Here is a 16900-nt window from a genome sequence, read left to right as displayed (position 1 = left end):
TTATTAGAAGGAATAACGTAACCCTAACCGAATCCGGTACTGCTCGCGGTTGTAATCATTCCATCGGTCCAGCCACTGGAGTTCGAGGTACGGCAGCCAGTTTCTGTCGATTTTATAGCTGAACTTGTTGGTAATTTCCCAGTGATGATCTTTGCCATTTTTGCTGTGGTAATCATTCACCCGCTGGAAAAAGTGCGGCTCAAAGGTGTAGAAAAACGCATCCGTCACTTTGAAATTCCAGTAGTTGGCGAATTCGTGCGTGTCGTTTTTATCCATCTGCCCGTTATAGTCCGGCGTATCGTAATTGTTATGGTTATAGCGATAGCGGAACGTCAGATTGAACCAGTCCGTAAATTTATAGTTAGTATCTAAATAGAGTGCTCCACCCGATCCTGCGCTGCTGTCATTGATCAAGCCGCCGGGCTGGAAGGTGAGTTTGTCGGTCGGTTTGAAGAGCGGATACCAACCCTCGATTTCGTTATAGCTGTGCTTCAGTTCGTCCCATTTCCCCACGTTATAAGCGTTGGTGAACATCAGCCCCGCGCCCATATCGAAGTTATAGCCCGCACGCAGGATCACCTCGTGCAGCTCAGAGGCCGTATTGTACGCTTCGCGCGTTTCGACATAGGCCCCGGCAAAAACCGGGCAGGACACAGACGACACGATCAGTACGGTGATGATTCTATTCATAATTTGTCCATGTATCAGGTACAGAAAGGCCTCCCTCCTGATTAACAGGAAGGACATATTGGCCGGATTTATAGTTATAAAGTGACTGCTGACGCTTTATTGTTGGTGGTTATCTCAGGGGTATTTGCTGTCTGTTTTTTCCGTTTTCCAATCTCCTCGATAATAAAGGCGAAGCGCGCTTCGTTGAGTTTATAAAACAGCCCCATGGTCACGGCAGCAACGATCGCCAGGCCGCACGGCCAGAGGAAAATCAGCTGACGCAAACCCAGCAGCGTGCCCGCGCTCTGCACGGCATGGGGAACGTAGCCAATCTGGGTCAGCATGATACCGGGCAGAAAACCGGCGAGCGCCGCGGAGATTTTGCGCGAGAAGGTATAGCCGGTATACACCGACCCTTCGGCGCGAATCCCGGTTTTCCACTCGCCGTAATCAACCGTATCCGGCACCAGCGCCCAGTTCAGGCTGTTCACAAACGCCGTGCCGAAGAAGGCCATGCAGGAAAAGAGCACAAACAGCAGGGAGCTGGTCCCCCAGAAGAAATTCAGCACGTCGCCCACCGCCCACAGCGCCAGCCCGCCCAGATAGACCGGTTTCTTGCCAAAGCGCTTTACCGCACCGGGCACCAGAAACACGCCAATCAGAATGCAGCCCATGCTGAAAAAGCCCATCCACGACAGGAGATGCAGATCGTTCAGCACATACTGGGTGTAATAGACCTGAATCGCCAGCTTGATGTTAAACGCGGCGAGGGTACAGAGGTTGGCGATGCACAGCACCAGCAGCGGCGGATTGCGGAAAATTGCGCAGAATGATTTCAGAATGCCGGGCTTATGGTGATCGGGCGTAAGCTCGACGTAGCGCTCTTTCACCCCGCTGTAGCACCACCACATGCAGAACAGCCCCCCGGTGACGAACACCAGCGCGGCCACCAGATAGCCGAGTGAGGGCTGGCTGACGAACAGCGCCTGAATCGGCATAAAGCCGACGGTGCAGAGCAACAGTCCTACCGTTGCGCCGCCCTGACGCCACGCCGCAAGCTGCGCGCGCTCGTTCGGGTTTTTGGTGATGGCCGGAACCATTGCACCGTAGGCGCAGTTCATCAGGCTGTAGCAGAGGCCAAACATCATGAAGAGCACGGTGGCGAGGGCCGTTTTCACCGTCAGGCTAAAGTCGTTGGCCATAAACTGCGCCGTGGCCACCAGCGCCACCGGGACGGAGGCGTAGAGAATGAATGGCCGGAATTTCCCCCGCGCGCCGATATTACGCCGGGAGTCCAGCAGCACCCCGGTCAGCATGTCGGTAAACGCGGTAAAGAACTTGGCGACCAGAAAAATGATGCCGCCGTAGAACGCGGGCATGCCCAGCTCGTCCGTGTAAAACTTCAGCAGATACAGCGTGCCAATACAGAGCATCAGGTTCGAGCCAAAATCGCCCATCCCGTAGGCGCACTTCTCTCGCAGGCTCAATTTCAGGGTTAACGGATCAGTATTGTGTGTCATGGTCGATCCTCAAAGCGCCCCGCAGGGCGCTCAATCACGTCATTTATGCCGTACGTTTGCGCAGCTCAATTTCTTCCACGATGCGCACATACATCTTCTCGTTGAGGTTGTAGAAGCAGCCCATCGCCACGATGGTGATGACCGCCAGCAGGCTCGGGTAGATAAATATCAGCTGCCGCAGCCCTTCAACCGTGCTGGCGGATTGCACCACGTTGGGCACATAGCCAATCTGCGTAAGCATGATCCCCGGGAAGAAGCCCGCCAGCGCCTGCGATACCTTGCGGAAGAAGGTAAAGCCGGTATAGACCGTCCCCTCGGAGCGTACGCCGGTGCGCCACTCGCCGTACTCCACGGTATCGGAGACCAGCGCCCAGTTCAGGCTGTTCACGAACGCGGAACCGAAGAACGCCAGACAGGAGAACGCCACAAAGCTCACCGAGCCGCCGCCAAAGAAGTAGTTAAGCAGATCGCCTGCCACCCAAATTGCCAGCCCGCTGATATAGACCTTTTTCTTACCAAAGCGCCGCACCGCGCCAGGCATCATAAAGACGCCGATAAAAATACAGCCCATGCTGAAGAAGCCCATGTACGACAGCAGGATCGGGTCGTTCAGCACGTACTGCGTGTAGTAGACCTGAATGGCGAGTTTGACGTTAAAGGCACCCAGCGTGCACAGGTTAGCGATGCACAGGATAAACAGCGGACGGTTCCCGGCGATGGCGCGAAACGACTGCAACAGCCCCGGTTTCTGCGCCGGGTTAGCAGGTTGCGTCTCAACGTAACGCTCGGTTACGCCCTTATAGCACCACCACATAAAGAACAACCCGAACAGCGAGAAGAGGGTGGTGGCAAAGATGTAGCCAAGCTGGTCATTGCCCTCAATGAGGTTCATCACCGGTACAAAGCCCACCGTACAGAGCAGCAGGCCGAGCGTGGCGCCGCCCTGACGCCAGGCCGCCAGCGAGGCTCGCTCGTCCGGGTTTTTGGTAATGGCGGGCACCATCGCGCCGTAAGAGCAGTTCATCATGCTGAAGAACAGGCCGTACAGCATGAACAGCACCGTTGCCATCACCGTTTTGCCGGTCATCTCAAACGGTGTGCCGACGAAGTTGGCAATCGCCAGCAGCGTCACAGGGAAGGCTGCATACAGCACGAACGGGCGGAATTTCCCTTTCGGGCCAATCTTGCGCCGGGAGTCGAGCATGATCCCGGTGCCCATATCGGTGAAGGCGGTAAAAAACTTCGCAATCAGGAAGATAATCCCCCCGTAAGTACCGGGCAGTCCCAGCACGTCGGTGTAGAACTTCAGCAGATACAGCGTGCCGATATCCAGCAGGATGTTAGAGCCGAGATCGCCCATCCCGTAGGCGAGTTTTTCTTTAAACGGCAGGCGCAGGGTTGCCGGGTCAGAAGTATGTTGACTCATTATTGTTCTCCGTCTGCCCGCAGGTTTCCCCGCGGGCGAGCCTTATCAGATATGACGTAAGGTGCTAAACAGATCTGCCCATTCGCTTTGCTGGCGATAGAAGACCGGCGGTTTGCCGAGCGGGGCATCAACGGTCACGTCACCGCCCTGGCAGGTTTCCCCCGTCCACGCATTGACCCAGCTGTCCTGCGGCAAATAGAGCGACCAGTCGCGGCGTCCCTCTTCATGAACCGGCGCCACCAGCAGATCGCGGCCAAACAGGTACTGGTATTTCAGCGTGTAGGCGCGCGCGTCGTCCTCGTAGTGCAGAAACAGCGGACGCATCACCGGCAGGCCGCTTTTCGCGTTCTGCGCAACCGCAGCTTTGATGTACGGCTTCAGAGTGGTGAACACGGTGGTCATGCGCGCGAAGTGCGCGATGGTTTCGGCGTCGCTGTCGAACTGCCAGTTGTCGCCAGGGCGATTGCCCTCGTGGGTACGCATCATCGGCGTAAAGGCGCTGAAATCGCACCAGCGCAGCAGCAGCTCTTTGCTGCGCTTCATCTCGAACAGCGTCGTATAGCCGCCAATGTCGCTGTGGTGCAGCCCGTGCCCGGTCATCGCCAGAGACAGCGCCGCCGGTACGACGGACGCCAGACCGTCGTCCAGGCTCCAGTCGACGTTCTGATCCCCCGCCCACATCATCACCGAGTGCTTCTGGCTGCCGGTGTAGCCCGCGCGCATGAAGAACAGGATCTCCCCGAGCTTGCCGGTCTCCTCCAGTGCTTCGTAGTTACATTTCGCCCACTGGGCAGGCCAGGCGTTATGCATGATCTCCGCGCTAACGCCGTTGTGCAGGAAGGTATCGGTCGGCAGATATTCCCCGAAATCGGCCATCCAGCCGCCGCAGCCCAGTTCGATCAGGTTCTTTTTGATGACCTCTTTGTACCAGCCGTAGGCTGCCGGGTTGGTCAGGTCGATAACGCCCGCGTAGAACTCGCCGAACTCAACGTGGTAATCCTCGCCGTTGGCGTTTTTGGTCAGATAGCCGCGTTTCGCCGCCTCTTCGCAGAGATCTTTATCGCTGGCGACGTACGGGTTGATATAGGAGAGGAACTGCACGCCTTCCTGTTTCCACTGCGCAATCCGCTCATCAAGCTGCGGATAGAGCGCGCTGTTCCACTTCCAGTTCCACATCACGCGTTTGCCGAAGGAGGTCATCCGGATGCCGGACCAGTCCTGCGCCCAGATGCCGTTGACCTTCACACCGCCCTCGCGCATGGCGTCGAGCTTCTGCTGACACACCTCGGTGCCACCCTGAATACCCAGCGTCACGCCGTCGTAAACCCAGTCCGGCAGTTCAGGCTGACGCCCCAGCAGGCCGGTCAGTTTTTCCAGCAGATCGACGTAGGTTTCTGCGCATTCGAAGCGCAGCGTGGCGTTATCTTCCCAGAACGCCAGCTCGTGGAAGTCCGGCGCGCTGAAGTCGAAGTTCATATAACAGCTGTTATCCACGTGGCAGTAGTACTTCTGGGTGCTCACGAAGGTAGGCTGCGGGAAGAAGGTCCAGTAGTAATCGCCGCCCGCGTTCTCTTTGCAGTCGGCCTGCCAGGTGACATAGGTCTGCTTATTGCGGCCCACGCCCTGCTCGCTGGTCCACAGCGGAAACGGCTTGCCGCGCAGATCGAAATACGAGAACTGCTCGCCGCAGCCGTAGATATGATCGTCAGGCTGAGCTGCCAGCCGCAGCCAGATGCGGTTATGGCTGGCGGCGTCATTTTTCAGCTTCAGCTCCAGACGGCCTTCACCATCCACGCCCACCAATAACGTCGCGCTCACCGCGTCGCCGCGGGTAAAGCGGATTGCCCAGCCCGTGCTTTGCTGCGTAACGGTCGCGTTCGTCAGGGCAATCTTTTCGTTGAGCTTGTCTTTGATGCTGAAGTTGCCGCGAAACATCTCGATATCCGCCTCACCTGCGCCGATCCACAGGCAAGGGGCATCCGCAGAGTGGGATAAAATCAGACGGTCCTGCCAGCGCAGGGTAAAACCACTTTCGTTATTTTTCAGGTCAATATTGTGTAGGGTACGCATAAAAACTCCGTCTTTATTATTTGGCCAGGCTATCCAGTAATCCGGCGGCTACGGCAGGCGCTAAGCCCGGCGCCAGCGGCAGGCGGGGGATCACCAGGCAGTGCAGCAGATGGTAAATATCCTGCTTGCCGTCCCAGACTTTGGTGGTCACTTCGTTATTGGTGTCCAGCTCCTGCCACCATGAACCGTTTTCGTAATCCATCAGGTACTTGATGCAGTAATCCCACCACTTCTGATACCAGGCTTCGTACTGCGCCTCACCGGTGACGGTGTAGAGCGCGTAAGCCGTACCCATCGCTTCGACGATTGGCCAGCGCACGCGTTCGCGGACGATTGGCTTGCCGTCCCAGCCTACGGAGTAGACAAATCCATCGGCCCCGTCGGGTGCCCAGGCGTCGCGGATAGTGGCGTGGAACAGGCCTTTCGCATCTTCCAGCAGCCATTCCGGCGGGGTTTCACAGCGCGCTTCCAGGGCGGCGCGCAGGTGCAGCATCAGGCGACCCCACTCAATCCAGTGCCCCGGCGTGCCGCCGTAGGCGCGGAAGCGGTGGGCGGGGTTATCGATGTTGTAGTCGCGGATCGGGTTCCAGTTGGTGTCGAAATGCTCGTTAACGCGGTACTCCCCTTTGCGCGCCACGTCGTGAATAATCACCGAGGCGATGCGCAGGGCGCGGTCGAGCCATTTGCGGTCGTGGGTCACGTCATAAACGATCAGGAAGGCTTCCACGGCGTGCATGTTGGCGTTACCGCCGCGGTAATCTTCCGTTTTGCTGAAGGCTTCATCCCAGGACTCCAGGCACATCTGCTCCTGTTCGCTCCAGAAGTAGCGCTCAATCACCTCGATGGCGTCGTCCAGCAACTTGCGTGCCTGCGGATGGCCGGTGGTGACGGCGCTCGCCGCGCCCAGCAGGACGAAGAAATGCTGATAGCCCTGCTTGGACGCATCAATCACGCCTTCATCGTTTACGCAGGCGTACCAGCCGCCGTGCTGCTTGTCGCGCAGCGGACCGTTCAGGGCATTAATGCCGTGCTCAACCAGGGCGTACGCACCAGGACGTCCCATGTTCGCCGCCACCGCGTAAACGTGCAGCATGCGGGCGGTGATCCACAGATGGGTGCCCATATCGCTACGCACCTGCCCGTTATTGCCCAGCCAGCCAAAGCCGGTCGGTACGGCGGCGTTTTTACCGAAATCGAGAATGCGGTCGGTCTCTTGTTCGAGCCAGCGGTTATGGCTCAGGGTATTAAACCATTTCATGTTCGGATCCTTTCTTAACGGCGAGCCATCATTTCGTCGACGATCTCACCCAGACGCTGAAGTTTTGGTACGGAAATATCACGCAGCATCAACTCGGTGTCCGGCAGGCCAATCACAGAGGACCAGACGGCGCGACCGGCTAAAAAGCCCGATGCCCCCGCCTGCATCGCCACGCTCACCGCGCGCGGGAATAACTTATCGTCAACGCCGGACGAGAGGATCACCCACGGCATGGCGATGTTCTCGTTCAGCTTCTGCGAGGCCGCCAGCAGCTCCTGCTGCGTGCCCTTACCAAACAGCGGCATTTCCACTTTGTAGAGGTCGGCACCGCTGTCGCCCAGCTCTTTGGCCGCATCGATAATCGCCTGCTCGCGGTCAAACGCGGCGCCGCGGCGCGGTGGACGCACAACCGGCTCGATAATGCTCAACAGACCGTTATCGTGGCACAGCGTATTGAACGCTTTCACCATCTCCAGGCGCTGCTGCGGATCTTCATCGCTGCGCCACAGCACCAGCAGCTTCAGCGCCTTGCCGCCGTCGCGTTTGACCGCCTGCGCGTCAATGCTCTTGTCGATCACCACGCTGTCGACCGGAATACCGTTCCCCGGAATAAACTCGTCGGCTGCCACAATCATCGCGCAGCTTTTGGCCACGGCCCGCTGCTCGACAATCTGGCGATAGCAGAACTGCTGGTCGACGAGAATGGCAGAGGCGTACGGCGACAGAATTTTTGCCGCGTTGACTTTAAAATCCGTCAGGTGCTGGTCGGTTACCGGTACCGGCACGCCTGCCGCCGCAAACATCAGGCGCATCGCTTCGCGCTGATCCACGGCCAGCATCGCAAAACCGCCGGAAGGTCGGGTGATATCTTTCAGGGTGTACATCGTCATTCCTCAGTCCTTTCGTATCAGTGTGATTTTTTCAGCCCGGCAGATGCGCGAACCTGTTCAAGAATGGCTGTCCAGTCTTCGCGCCCGCGCCCGGCGGCGCGTGCCTGGTTGTAAACTTCTCGTGAAGCCGCGCCCAGCGGCATTGGGACATGCAGCTGGTTGGCCACGTCGAGGGCTATCCCCAGATCCTTATGCGCAAGGTCGATCATGAAGGCGGGTGAAAGATCCCCTTTCAGCACCTTGTTCGGCCATGACGTGGTGAAGTGGCCTTTGCCCGCAGGTGTGCCGCTCATCACCTTGAGCGCCACGTAAAAGGAGAGGCCAAGCGCTTCGCACAGTACGGCGGCCTCGGCGGAAAGGGCGTTCAGGGCGATGCTCATGTAGTTATTGATGAGCTTCACGCGGATGCCCATTCCCGGCCCGCCGGCGTTAATCAGTTCATTACCCATCGCCATTAAGACGGGGGTGGCGCGCTCAACCTGCTCTGCCGTGCCGCCTGCCAGCAGGAGTAGCGTACCGGCGATGGCATGATCAGAGGTGCGCCCGACGGGCACGTCCATCAGGCTGAAGCCTTGCTCTGCCATGTCGCGGATCAGCGCGTCGGTTTGCAGCGGGTGAATGGTGGACATATCAATGACCAGCGCGTCGCGGGATAATCCTTCGCACACGCCGTGCTCGCCGAACAGCACGCTGCGCACCAGGTCGCCGTTTGGCAGCATAGTGATCACGAATTCGGCATCCGTTGCTGCCTGTGCGGGCGTTGCCGCCGTCCGGGCGCCGCTCTCTACCAGCGCCTGAACCGCCTGCGGGTTCACATCAAAAACGTTAAGCTGGTGGCCCTGTTTCAACAGATTCTTCGCCATGGGCGCGCCCATCTGTCCTAAACCGATAAATGCGATTGCTGACATGCCTCTCTCCTGTCACATCGTGTCAATTTTTGCGCGTTTGTGGTGTCTGTTTTTGATCGTATTTGTAATTTATAGTCAAAAAATTGACACGGGTCACTTTTTAAACATTTGGTGAAATTAAAATGAAGGCATCAGAAATCGCAGAAGGAATCACCATGACTCGCATCGTTTGTGTCGGCATTACCGTGCTGGATCGCATCTGGTATCTCGATGATTTACCAAAAGAAGGTGGGAAATATGTCGCAAAAGACTACACGGAAGTGGGCGGCGGCCCGGCGGCAACGGCGGCAGTGGCAGCCGCGAAACTGGGCGCGGAAGTGGATTTTATTGGTCGGGTGGGGGACGACGATACCGGCAGACGGTTGCTTGCGGAGCTGGAATCCCTGGGGGTGAACACCCGCTATACGCGCGTAGTTAAGGGGGCCCGATCGTCGCAATCGGCGGTGCTGGTGGACGCAGGTGGGGAAAGAGTGATTGCCAACTACCCCAGCCCCGATCTGCCCGCCGAGGCAGGCTGGCTGCATGAAATCGACTTCTCTCAGTGGGACATTGTCTTAGCCGACGTGCGCTGGCATGACGGGGCAAAACAGGCATTTACCCTGGCCCGTCAGCAGGGCGTTCTGACGTTGCTGGATGCGGATGTTACCCCGCAGGATATCGCGGAGCTGATCGCCTTAAGCGATCACGCGGCCTTCTCTGCGCCGGGACTGCGGCGTTTAACGCAGTTGGATGAAACAGAAGACGCATTAAAAAAAGCACAAATGCTCACAAATGGACATGTGTATGTCACGCAGGGGCGAGACGGCTGTTTCTGGCTGGAAAACGGCGCGCTATGTCATCAGCCTGGATTTGAAGTGAAGGTCATTGATACCACCGGCGCGGGCGACGTGTTCCACGGTGCGCTGGCGGTCAGCCTGGGGCAGAAATTGCCCGCCGCAGACGCCGTGCGTTTTGCCAGCGCCGTCGCAGCACTGAAATGCACAAAGCCCGGCGGGCGCGCGGGTATACCCGACTGTGATCAAACCCGCTCTTTTTTGTCACTTTTTGTATAAAATGCGGGGCGTGATGGTTTTCAGAGGACAGCCCATGAGCCTTACCGAACTGACCGGCAACCCGCGTCACGATCAGCTGCTGACGCTGATTGCCGATCGCGGCTATATGAACATTGATGAGCTGGCGCAGCTGCTGGATGTGTCGACGCAAACCGTGCGCCGGGATATCCGCAAGCTTAGCGAGCAGGGGCTGATCACCCGTCATCACGGCGGTGCGGGCAGGGCATCCAGCGTGGTCAATACGGCATTCGAACAGCGTGAAGTTTCGCTTACCGAAGAGAAGCGGGCGATTGCCGAAGCGATTGCGGACTATATCCCGGATGGCTCGACCATCTTTATCACTATCGGGACGACCGTGGAGCACGTTGCCCGGGCACTGCTTAACCATAATCATCTGCGCATCATCACCAACAGCCTGCGGGTGGCGCACATTCTTTATAAGAACCCGCGTTTTGAGGTGATGGTACCTGGCGGTACGCTGCGCCCGCATAACGGCGGCATTATCGGGCCTGCGGCAACGGCGTTTGTGTCTGGCTTCCGGGCGGACTACCTCGTGACCAGCGTGGGGGCGATAGAGCACGACGGCGCGATGATGGAATTTGACGTTAACGAAGCCAGCGTGGTGAAAACCATGATTGCCCACTCCCGTCACATTTTACTGGCGGCCGATCATACGAAATACCACGCCTCCGCAGCGGTTGAAATTGGCAACGTGGCGCAGGCGACGGCACTGTTCACCGATGAGCTGCCCGGCCCGGCGCTGCAAAGTCACCTAAAATCCAGCAAGGTTGAGGTTGTCGAAGTGAATTCCGGAGAAGAGCAGCAGGCTGGCTGATCGTCTTATGGCCCGATATTGCGATTCGGGCCTTTCCTTTCTCTAAGCTGAATCTGGCGCATAGCTAAACTTTCTCTTTCCCGCTACAGTTACTTTTCCACGGCGAAAGGAGATAAACATGCTTTATATCTTTGACTTAGGAAATGTAATCGTCGATATCGATTTTAACCGGGTGCTGGGCGCATGGAGCGATTTTAGCCGTGTTCCGCTGGCGACGTTAAAGCAGAATTTCGCGATGGGTGAGACTTTCCATTTGCACGAGCGCGGTGAGATCAGCGACGAAGCGTTCGCAGAGCGTTTCTGTCAGGAAATGGGTCTCTCGTTAAGCTACGAGCAATTTTCCCACGGTTGGCAGGCTATATTTGTCGCGATCCGCCCCGAAGTGATCGACATCATGCACAAGCTGCGCGAGCAGGGGCATCGCGTTGTCGTGCTGTCTAATACCAACCGCCTGCATACCACCTTCTGGCCGGATGAATACCCGGAAATTCACGCGGCGGCAGATAAAGTGTATCTCTCCCAGGAGATGGGGATGCGTAAACCTGAGGCGCGCATCTATCAGGCGGTATTGCAGGAAGAAGGATTCACGGCAGCGGATGCGGTCTTTTTTGACGACAACGCCGATAATATAGAAGGGGCTAATCAGTTAGGTATCACCTCCATTCTGGTGACCGGAAAAGAGACGATACCGAACTACTTTGCGAAGCAGTTATGCTAAAAACCGTTCATCAAAAAGCCAATCACCACACGCGCCCGCTGAGGGCGTGGCTGAAACTCCTCTGGCATCGCATTGATGAGGACAACATGACCACGCTGGCGGGCAATCTCGCTTACGTGTCCTTGCTCTCGCTGGTTCCGCTGGTGGCGGTGATTTTTGCGCTTTTTTCGGCGTTTCCGATGTTTGCCGATGTGAGCATGCAGCTTCGCCATTTTGTTTTCGCAAACTTTATTCCTGCCACCGGCGATGTGATCCAGAACTACATTGAACAGTTTGTCGCTAACTCCAGCAAGATGACGGCGGTGGGGGCGTGTGGGCTTATTGTTACCGCGCTGCTGCTGATGTACTCCATCGACAGTGCGCTCAACACTATCTGGCGGAGCAAAAAAGTCCGCCCAAAGGTCTATTCCTTTGCCGTCTACTGGATGATTTTAACCCTCGGCCCCTTGCTGGCGGGGGCGAGCCTGGCGATCAGCTCCTACCTTCTTTCGCTGCGCTGGGCGAGCGATTTAAACAGCGTGATCGATAACGTGCTGCGCATCTTCCCGCTGATTTTATCGTGGCTTTCGTTCTGGCTGCTTTATAGCGTGGTGCCAACTACGCGCGTACCCAACCGTGATGCCGTGGTGGGTGCGCTGGTCGCGGCGTTGCTCTTTGAGTTGGGCAAGAAAGGATTCGCGCTTTATATCACCATGTTCCCCTCTTATCAGCTGATTTACGGCGTACTGGCGGTGATCCCCATTTTGTTTGTCTGGGTCTACTGGACGTGGTGCATCGTCTTGCTTGGCGCCGAAATAACTGTCACTCTCGGGGTCTACCGCGAACTTAAAAAAGCAGCAGAAGCTGAAAAACAACAAGAAGCAGACCAACCATGATTGCATTGATTCAGCGCGTAATCCGTGCCAGCGTCACCGTGGCGGATGAGGTGACGGGTGAAATCGGCCCAGGACTTTTGGTGCTCCTGGGTGTCGAAAAGGATGATGACGAACAAAAAGCCAACCGCTTGTGTGAGCGCGTGCTGGGCTACCGCATTTTCAGCGATGCGGAAGGCAAGATGAACCTGAACGTTCAGCAGGCGGGCGGCAGCGTGCTGGTGGTGTCCCAGTTTACGCTGGCTGCGGATACCGAACGCGGCATGCGGCCGAGTTTTTCGAAGGGCGCGGCACCGGATCGCGCAGAAGCCCTTTACGAGTACTTTGTTGAGCGCTGTCGCCAACAGGACATGAATACACAAACCGGACGATTCGCTGCGGATATGCAGGTTTCGCTGGTGAACGATGGCCCCGTCACATTCTGGCTCCAGGTATGAGCCAACTGGCGGCCTGGCCGCGGGTAACAAGAGAGAGTACAGCTATGTATCACCTTCGAGTACCGCAAACGGAAGAAGAGTTAGAGGTTTATTACCATTTCCGCTGGGAAATGCTGCGCAAGCCACTGCATCAACCGAAAGGGTCTGAACGCGACGCCTGGGACGCGATGGCGCACCACCAGATGGTGGTTGATGAAGAGGGCAATCTGGTTGCCGTGGGGCGTTTGTATATCAATGCCGACAACGAAGCTTCAATCCGCTTTATGGCCGTTCACCCCTCCGTGCAGGACAAAGGCCTCGGAACGCTAATGGCCATGACGCTGGAATCCGTCGCCCGTCAGGAAGGGGTCAAGCGCGTCACCTGTAGCGCCCGTGAAGATGCCGTCGAGTTCTTTGCCAAGCTTGGTTTCGTGAATCAGGGGGAAATCACCGCCCCGCAAACTACGCCGATTCGTCACTTTTTGATGATCAAACCCATCGCCACCCTGGACGATATTCTCCATCGTGCCGACTGGTGCGGGCAGCTCCAGCAGGCGTGGTATCAGCACATTCCGCTCAGTGAAAAAATGGGCGTGCGTATTCAGCAATATACCGGGCAAAAATTTATTACCACCATGCCGGAAACCGGCAACCAGAACCCACACCATACCCTGTTTGCCGGTAGCCTTTTTTCACTCGCCACGCTCACCGGCTGGGGACTGATCTGGCTGATGCTGCGCGAACGTCATCTCGGCGGCACCATTATTCTGGCCGATGCCCATATCCGCTACAGCGCGCCGATCAGCGGCAAGCCGAGCGCGGTAGCTGACCTGGGCGCACTGGGCGGCGATCTCGACCGTCTGGCGCGTGGGCGTAAAGCACGCGTACAAATGCAGGTTGAGCTGTTCGGCGATGAAACGCCGGGCGCGGTGTTTGAAGGCACCTATATCGTTCTGCCTGCGAAGCCGTATGGCGCGTATGAAGAGGGCGGGAACGAGGAGGAGTAGCAGTCGTCTGGAAAGCGGCTCGCAAATACACAACGTAGCAGGAATTATACTTCGCTTTATTTAGCGTATCCCATTAACGTAATCAGCTAGGGGTACGTCATTGACGTACATTGGATGTTTGCTACTATAAGCCAATGGCGTATGAATATATGCTATTCATTGAAACGGATATTTTTACAGAAGACGTCAAAACGTTACTGGATGACGACGAATATCATAGGTTCCAAATATTCCTGGCAACGCAACCGGATTACGGCGATCTGATCCAGAATACGGGAGGCTTGCGAAAGATTCGCTGGCTTGCTGGCGGTAAGGGAAAGCGTAGTGGAGTCAGAGTTATATATTTTCACCGTACGCGTGAGTGTGAAATCAGGTTGCTGCTCATCTATCGCAAAGGGATCAAAGATGACCTCTCCGCGGGTGAAAAAGCCATACTGAAAAAGATGATTGAGAGGTGGTAAATGGATAAGGCGCTGTTTGAGCGATTAACCCAAAGCATTGCGCAAATCAACGAAATTGCCGAGGGCCAACGAGAGCCGTCGCGTACGTTTCAAATTGATGCGATGAAAATAAAAGAAATTCGTCAGGCGTCCGGGTTGTCGCAGAGTAAATTCGCGAACTTAATCTCAGTTAGCGTTGATACGTTGCGTAACTGGGAACAAGGCAGACGCTCACCTACAGGCCCCGCTAAAGCGCTATTGCGCGCCATTGCTAACGACCCTCAACATGTCATCCCAGCCCTATCGCAGTAAATAGCCCGGTTGCACAGAGGCTCGCCGGGCTTTAGTGGAGATTACTCCCCTTCCCCCGGGAACAGGAACGGGTTGATCGAGCTACGGGCAAAGCCCTCCTGCTCCATCTTCGCGTCCAGGATCAGCGAGGCGAGATCGTCGGCTACCGCTTCGACTTTCGGGTCTTTTTCCTGATACAGAATCTTCAGGTAGGTCCCGCAGTCGCCGCAGCTTTCGGCTTTCACCGCCGCGTCTTCGTTTTCCAGCGACCAATAGTTCAGATCGCGGGTCTGTTCGCAGTTGCTGCACTTGATGCGCACCACGTGCCACTCGGTTTCACACAGGTTGCAGTGCAAGTAGCGCAGCCCCTGCGTCGTACCAATCTGTACCATGCTGGAGACCGGCATTGAGCCGCACACCGGGCAAAACTGGCGCGCTTCGCCATATTCAGCGCGGGCTTTACCCGGGATCAGGCTCGCCATTTGCGCCCAGTAGAGCGACAGCGCAGCCCAGATGAACGGCGCTTTATCGCTGCTCACCAGCGAGAAGTCGGAGGCAAACAGCGCGCTCGCCATCTCTTCCAGCTCTTGCTCTGAGGCTTTTTCCAGGTTCTCAATGACCGCCAGCGCCGTGCCGCTCATTTCGGGCTTCAGCTCGGCAATCAGCGAATGCAGCAGCTTATGCCAGTGCTTGTCGCGCGGCAGAACGTGAATGTCCAGCGGCGGCTTGCCCTGCGCGTTGGCTTCTTTGATGCGTGCGGTCAGATCCATTTGCAGCGGGTGGTCGTATAGCACCACTTCCTGCGCATGGGCGACCAGCGCGGCAAAACGCAGAAAATCGCCCAGCGGGTTGTTCTCTGCCAGCTCGCGCAGACGCTCTGCGCGGCGGTTGTAGAGGTTCTTGAGTCTGGGGAACAACAACGGCGGAATATAATCCGCCGTGCGTTTCTCGCTCGACCCCAGCTCATCTTGCGGGATTATGCGAATACTCATTCAGATGACTTTTCCTGTTTCTGGCGGACTTCACGGTACCAGCGCGGGTGATGTTTCTTCGCCCACGTACTGGTTACCCATCCTTCCACCATCGCGGTAATGGTGCCTTTCACCCAAAGGGCGGCGTAGATATGCACCATGATAACCACAATTAACGCCACTGCGGCAAATGAATGCAGCATCAGCGCAAATCGGATCACCGGGATTGAGAAAGCAGGCGCAAAGTACGGACGCCAGATGATCACGCCGCTCACCAGCAACAGGACCAGGAAGATAATCGCCGCCCAGAATACGCATTTCTGGCCGAAGTTATAACGCCCGGTATCACCCACTTCCTCGTTGACGACGATCTTACGAATATTCTTCGCCCAAAAGATATCATCCCGATTGATTAGGTTATGGTGCCAGTAGCGGAAAAACATGATGATAAACGAGGCAAACATCACCACACCCACGAACGGGTGCAGGATGCGCGCCAGCTGCGGCGTGCCCAGTATCTGCATCAGCCAGTTGAAGGAGGGGAAGAAGAACCCCAGCCCGCTTATCGCCGCCAGCATGAAGCAGAAGGCGGTGACCCAGTGGTTGATGCGTTCCGGCGCGGTGTAGCGCACGATGGTGTCACGTTTTCTCATTTGCGCACCTCGTCTTTCTCTTCATGCAGGTTATCGTCTTCCTCTTCCGCGCGGTTCGGACCAACGCCGACGTAGTGGAAGATGCTCGCTGCAAAGGTGGCCGCAAAACCGACCGCGGCCAGCGGTTTCCAGATACCTTTCCAGAACTTCACGGTGGCGCTGATTTCCGGGTTCTCCGGCAGGCCATGGTACAGATTCGGCTTGTCGGCGTGGTGCAGCACGTACATCACGTGCGTACCGCCAACCCCGGCCGGATCGTACAGGCCCGCGTTATCGTAACCACGGGTTTTCAGCTCGCTCACGCGCTCTGCCGCCAGCGTTTTCATATCCTCTTTAGAGCCAAAGTGGATAGCGCCGGTTGGGCAGGTCTTCACGCAGGCTGGCTCCTGACCGACATTTACGCGGTCAACGCACAGCGTACATTTGTAGACGCGGTTGTCTTCCGGGTTCATGCGCGGCACGTCGAACGGACAGCCCGCGATGCAGTAGCCGCAGCCAATACACTGCTCAGACTGGAAGTCGACGATGCCGTTGGCATACTGAATGATAGCCCCTTCTGACGGACACGCCTTCAGGCAGCCCGGATCCGCACAGTGCATACAGCCGTCTTTGCGGATAAGCCATTCCAGTTTGTCGTTCTGTTCCACTTCCGAGAAACGCATTACCGTCCAGGACTTGGCGGTCAGGTCCGCCGGGTTGTCGTACACCCCGACGTTGTGACCCACTTCGTCACGGATGTCGTTCCACTCTGAACAAGCCACCTGACAGGCTTTACAGCCGATACAGGTGGTCACGTCGATAAGTTTCGCCACTTCCTGCTGGTGGTCCCGCGCCTGAGGCGCGGGCGTGAAACCGTTAGTCGCGGAACGACGGATAATGTCTTGAGATTGATAAGCCATAAGTC

The 16900-nt window shown here is 56.8% G+C and carries 18 protein-coding genes; 8 read left to right on the top strand and 10 right to left on the bottom strand.

Annotated features, from left to right (window positions below):
* Positions 1–3: 3 nt before the first annotated feature.
* The 7 genes from ompL to yihU all read right to left on the bottom strand — a co-directional run bounded on the left by ompL (position 4) and on the right by yihU (position 8741).
* On the bottom strand, positions 4–690 hold the full coding sequence (ompL, locus tag HWQ15_RS07860; protein ID WP_032626918.1) for a porin OmpL: 687 nt from the start codon (positions 688–690) through the stop codon (positions 4–6).
* Between the two features lie 74 nt (positions 691–764).
* Positions 765–2189, bottom strand: a complete 1425-nt coding sequence (locus tag HWQ15_RS07855; protein ID WP_022649849.1) for an MFS transporter — start codon at positions 2187–2189, stop codon at positions 765–767.
* A gap of 43 nt (positions 2190–2232) precedes the next feature.
* Entirely contained in the window at positions 2233–3615 is a 1383-nt protein-coding gene (locus tag HWQ15_RS07850) for an MFS transporter (RefSeq protein ID WP_063216241.1), read from the bottom strand.
* A 45-nt stretch (positions 3616–3660) separates the two neighbouring features.
* Positions 3661–5685 (bottom strand): alpha-glucosidase, encoded by a 2025-nt coding sequence (locus HWQ15_RS07845; RefSeq protein ID WP_063149409.1) that lies wholly within the window; start codon positions 5683–5685, stop codon positions 3661–3663.
* A gap of 16 nt (positions 5686–5701) precedes the next feature.
* A complete protein-coding gene (gene yihS, locus HWQ15_RS07840) occupies positions 5702–6943 on the bottom strand; it encodes a sulfoquinovose isomerase (RefSeq protein ID WP_063148340.1) in 1242 nt (413 codons plus the stop codon).
* Positions 6944–6957: 14 nt separating this feature from the next.
* Complete coding sequence (yihT, locus tag HWQ15_RS07835; protein WP_063149408.1) at positions 6958–7833, bottom strand: sulfofructosephosphate aldolase; 876 nt, start codon at positions 7831–7833, stop codon at positions 6958–6960.
* A gap of 17 nt (positions 7834–7850) precedes the next feature.
* On the bottom strand, positions 7851–8741 hold the full coding sequence (gene yihU, locus HWQ15_RS07830) for a sulfolactaldehyde 3-reductase (RefSeq protein WP_063149407.1): 891 nt from the start codon (positions 8739–8741) through the stop codon (positions 7851–7853).
* A gap of 155 nt (positions 8742–8896) precedes the next feature.
* Between yihU and HWQ15_RS07825 the strand changes: the two genes are divergently transcribed.
* The 8 genes from HWQ15_RS07825 to nadS all read left to right on the top strand — a co-directional run bounded on the left by HWQ15_RS07825 (position 8897) and on the right by nadS (position 14393).
* Positions 8897–9793: a sugar kinase gene (locus HWQ15_RS07825; RefSeq protein WP_063149406.1), complete on the top strand. Its 897-nt coding sequence runs from the start codon at positions 8897–8899 to the stop codon at positions 9791–9793.
* Positions 9794–9827: 34 nt separating this feature from the next.
* The gene (locus HWQ15_RS07820; protein ID WP_023298924.1) at positions 9828–10628 is read left to right on the top strand and encodes a DeoR/GlpR family DNA-binding transcription regulator; all 801 of its coding nucleotides are present in this window, start codon (positions 9828–9830) and stop codon (positions 10626–10628) included.
* A gap of 118 nt (positions 10629–10746) precedes the next feature.
* Positions 10747–11346: a glucose-1-phosphatase gene (yihX, locus tag HWQ15_RS07815; RefSeq protein WP_003861947.1), complete on the top strand. Its 600-nt coding sequence runs from the start codon at positions 10747–10749 to the stop codon at positions 11344–11346.
* Positions 11340–12221, top strand: coding sequence for a virulence factor BrkB family protein (locus HWQ15_RS07810; protein WP_023298923.1), 882 nt, complete (start codon positions 11340–11342; stop codon positions 12219–12221). Before yihX ends, HWQ15_RS07810 begins: the two co-directional genes overlap by 7 nt.
* Positions 12218–12655 carry a D-aminoacyl-tRNA deacylase gene (dtd, locus tag HWQ15_RS07805; RefSeq protein WP_063146849.1) on the top strand — a complete coding sequence of 146 codons (438 nt, stop codon included), beginning with the start codon at positions 12218–12220 and terminating at the stop codon, positions 12653–12655. The genes HWQ15_RS07810 and dtd overlap by 4 nt, the downstream gene beginning before the upstream one ends.
* Positions 12656–12699: 44 nt before the next feature.
* A complete protein-coding gene (fabY, locus tag HWQ15_RS07800) occupies positions 12700–13641 on the top strand; it encodes a fatty acid biosynthesis protein FabY (protein ID WP_022649838.1) in 942 nt (313 codons plus the stop codon).
* A 149-nt stretch (positions 13642–13790) separates the two neighbouring features.
* Positions 13791–14102, top strand: coding sequence for a hypothetical protein (locus HWQ15_RS07795; RefSeq protein WP_022649837.1), 312 nt, complete (start codon positions 13791–13793; stop codon positions 14100–14102).
* Positions 14103–14393 (top strand): NadS family protein, encoded by a 291-nt coding sequence (gene nadS, locus HWQ15_RS07790; RefSeq protein ID WP_032626927.1) that lies wholly within the window; start codon positions 14103–14105, stop codon positions 14391–14393.
* Between the two features lie 41 nt (positions 14394–14434).
* Here nadS and fdhE read toward each other — a convergent pair whose 3' ends face one another.
* Genes fdhE through fdxH form a run of 3 tightly spaced genes read right to left on the bottom strand, consistent with a single transcriptional unit; the run spans position 14435 to position 16895 of the window.
* Positions 14435–15364 carry a formate dehydrogenase accessory protein FdhE gene (gene fdhE / locus HWQ15_RS07785; RefSeq protein WP_022649835.1) on the bottom strand — a complete coding sequence of 310 codons (930 nt, stop codon included), beginning with the start codon at positions 15362–15364 and terminating at the stop codon, positions 14435–14437.
* Positions 15361–15996: a formate dehydrogenase cytochrome b556 subunit gene (gene fdoI, locus HWQ15_RS07780; protein WP_006808711.1), complete on the bottom strand. Its 636-nt coding sequence runs from the start codon at positions 15994–15996 to the stop codon at positions 15361–15363. Before fdoI ends, fdhE begins: the two co-directional genes overlap by 4 nt.
* Positions 15993–16895: a formate dehydrogenase subunit beta gene (gene fdxH / locus HWQ15_RS07775; protein WP_063149405.1), complete on the bottom strand. Its 903-nt coding sequence runs from the start codon at positions 16893–16895 to the stop codon at positions 15993–15995. Before fdxH ends, fdoI begins: the two co-directional genes overlap by 4 nt.
* Positions 16896–16900: the final 5 nt, after the last annotated feature.

Source organism: Enterobacter sp. DSM 30060 (assembly GCF_013375955.1).
In the GTDB taxonomy this organism is placed as follows: Bacteria; Pseudomonadota; Gammaproteobacteria; order Enterobacterales; family Enterobacteriaceae; genus Enterobacter; species Enterobacter intestinihominis.
Note: the sequence above shows the minus strand (reverse complement) of the source record. Positions and strands in the feature narration are given on the sequence as shown.

Excerpts from the sequence above, each read along its gene's own strand:
- HWQ15_RS07820 (WP_023298924.1), top strand. The coding sequence starts at position 9,828 with ATGAGCCTTACCGAACTGACCGGCAACCCGCGTCACGATCAGCTGCTG.
- HWQ15_RS07810 (WP_023298923.1), top strand. The coding sequence starts at position 11,340 with ATGCTAAAAACCGTTCATCAAAAAGCCAATCACCACACGCGCCCGCTG.
- yihT (WP_063149408.1), bottom strand. The coding sequence starts at position 7,833 with ATGACGATGTACACCCTGAAAGATATCACCCGACCTTCCGGCGGTTTT.
- fabY (WP_022649838.1), top strand. The coding sequence starts at position 12,700 with ATGTATCACCTTCGAGTACCGCAAACGGAAGAAGAGTTAGAGGTTTAT.
- ompL (WP_032626918.1), bottom strand. The coding sequence starts at position 690 with ATGAATAGAATCATCACCGTACTGATCGTGTCGTCTGTGTCCTGCCCG.
- HWQ15_RS07855 (WP_022649849.1), bottom strand. The coding sequence starts at position 2,189 with ATGACACACAATACTGATCCGTTAACCCTGAAATTGAGCCTGCGAGAG.
- fdoI (WP_006808711.1), bottom strand. The coding sequence starts at position 15,996 with ATGAGAAAACGTGACACCATCGTGCGCTACACCGCGCCGGAACGCATC.
- yihS (WP_063148340.1), bottom strand. The coding sequence starts at position 6,943 with ATGAAATGGTTTAATACCCTGAGCCATAACCGCTGGCTCGAACAAGAG.
- yihX (WP_003861947.1), top strand. The coding sequence starts at position 10,747 with ATGCTTTATATCTTTGACTTAGGAAATGTAATCGTCGATATCGATTTT.
- HWQ15_RS07850 (WP_063216241.1), bottom strand. The coding sequence starts at position 3,615 with ATGAGTCAACATACTTCTGACCCGGCAACCCTGCGCCTGCCGTTTAAA.
- HWQ15_RS07845 (WP_063149409.1), bottom strand. The coding sequence starts at position 5,685 with ATGCGTACCCTACACAATATTGACCTGAAAAATAACGAAAGTGGTTTT.
- HWQ15_RS07825 (WP_063149406.1), top strand. The coding sequence starts at position 8,897 with ATGACTCGCATCGTTTGTGTCGGCATTACCGTGCTGGATCGCATCTGG.
- fdhE (WP_022649835.1), bottom strand. The coding sequence starts at position 15,364 with ATGAGTATTCGCATAATCCCGCAAGATGAGCTGGGGTCGAGCGAGAAA.
- fdxH (WP_063149405.1), bottom strand. The coding sequence starts at position 16,895 with ATGGCTTATCAATCTCAAGACATTATCCGTCGTTCCGCGACTAACGGT.
- HWQ15_RS07795 (WP_022649837.1), top strand. The coding sequence starts at position 13,791 with ATGCTATTCATTGAAACGGATATTTTTACAGAAGACGTCAAAACGTTA.
- nadS (WP_032626927.1), top strand. The coding sequence starts at position 14,103 with ATGGATAAGGCGCTGTTTGAGCGATTAACCCAAAGCATTGCGCAAATC.
- dtd (WP_063146849.1), top strand. The coding sequence starts at position 12,218 with ATGATTGCATTGATTCAGCGCGTAATCCGTGCCAGCGTCACCGTGGCG.
- yihU (WP_063149407.1), bottom strand. The coding sequence starts at position 8,741 with ATGTCAGCAATCGCATTTATCGGTTTAGGACAGATGGGCGCGCCCATG.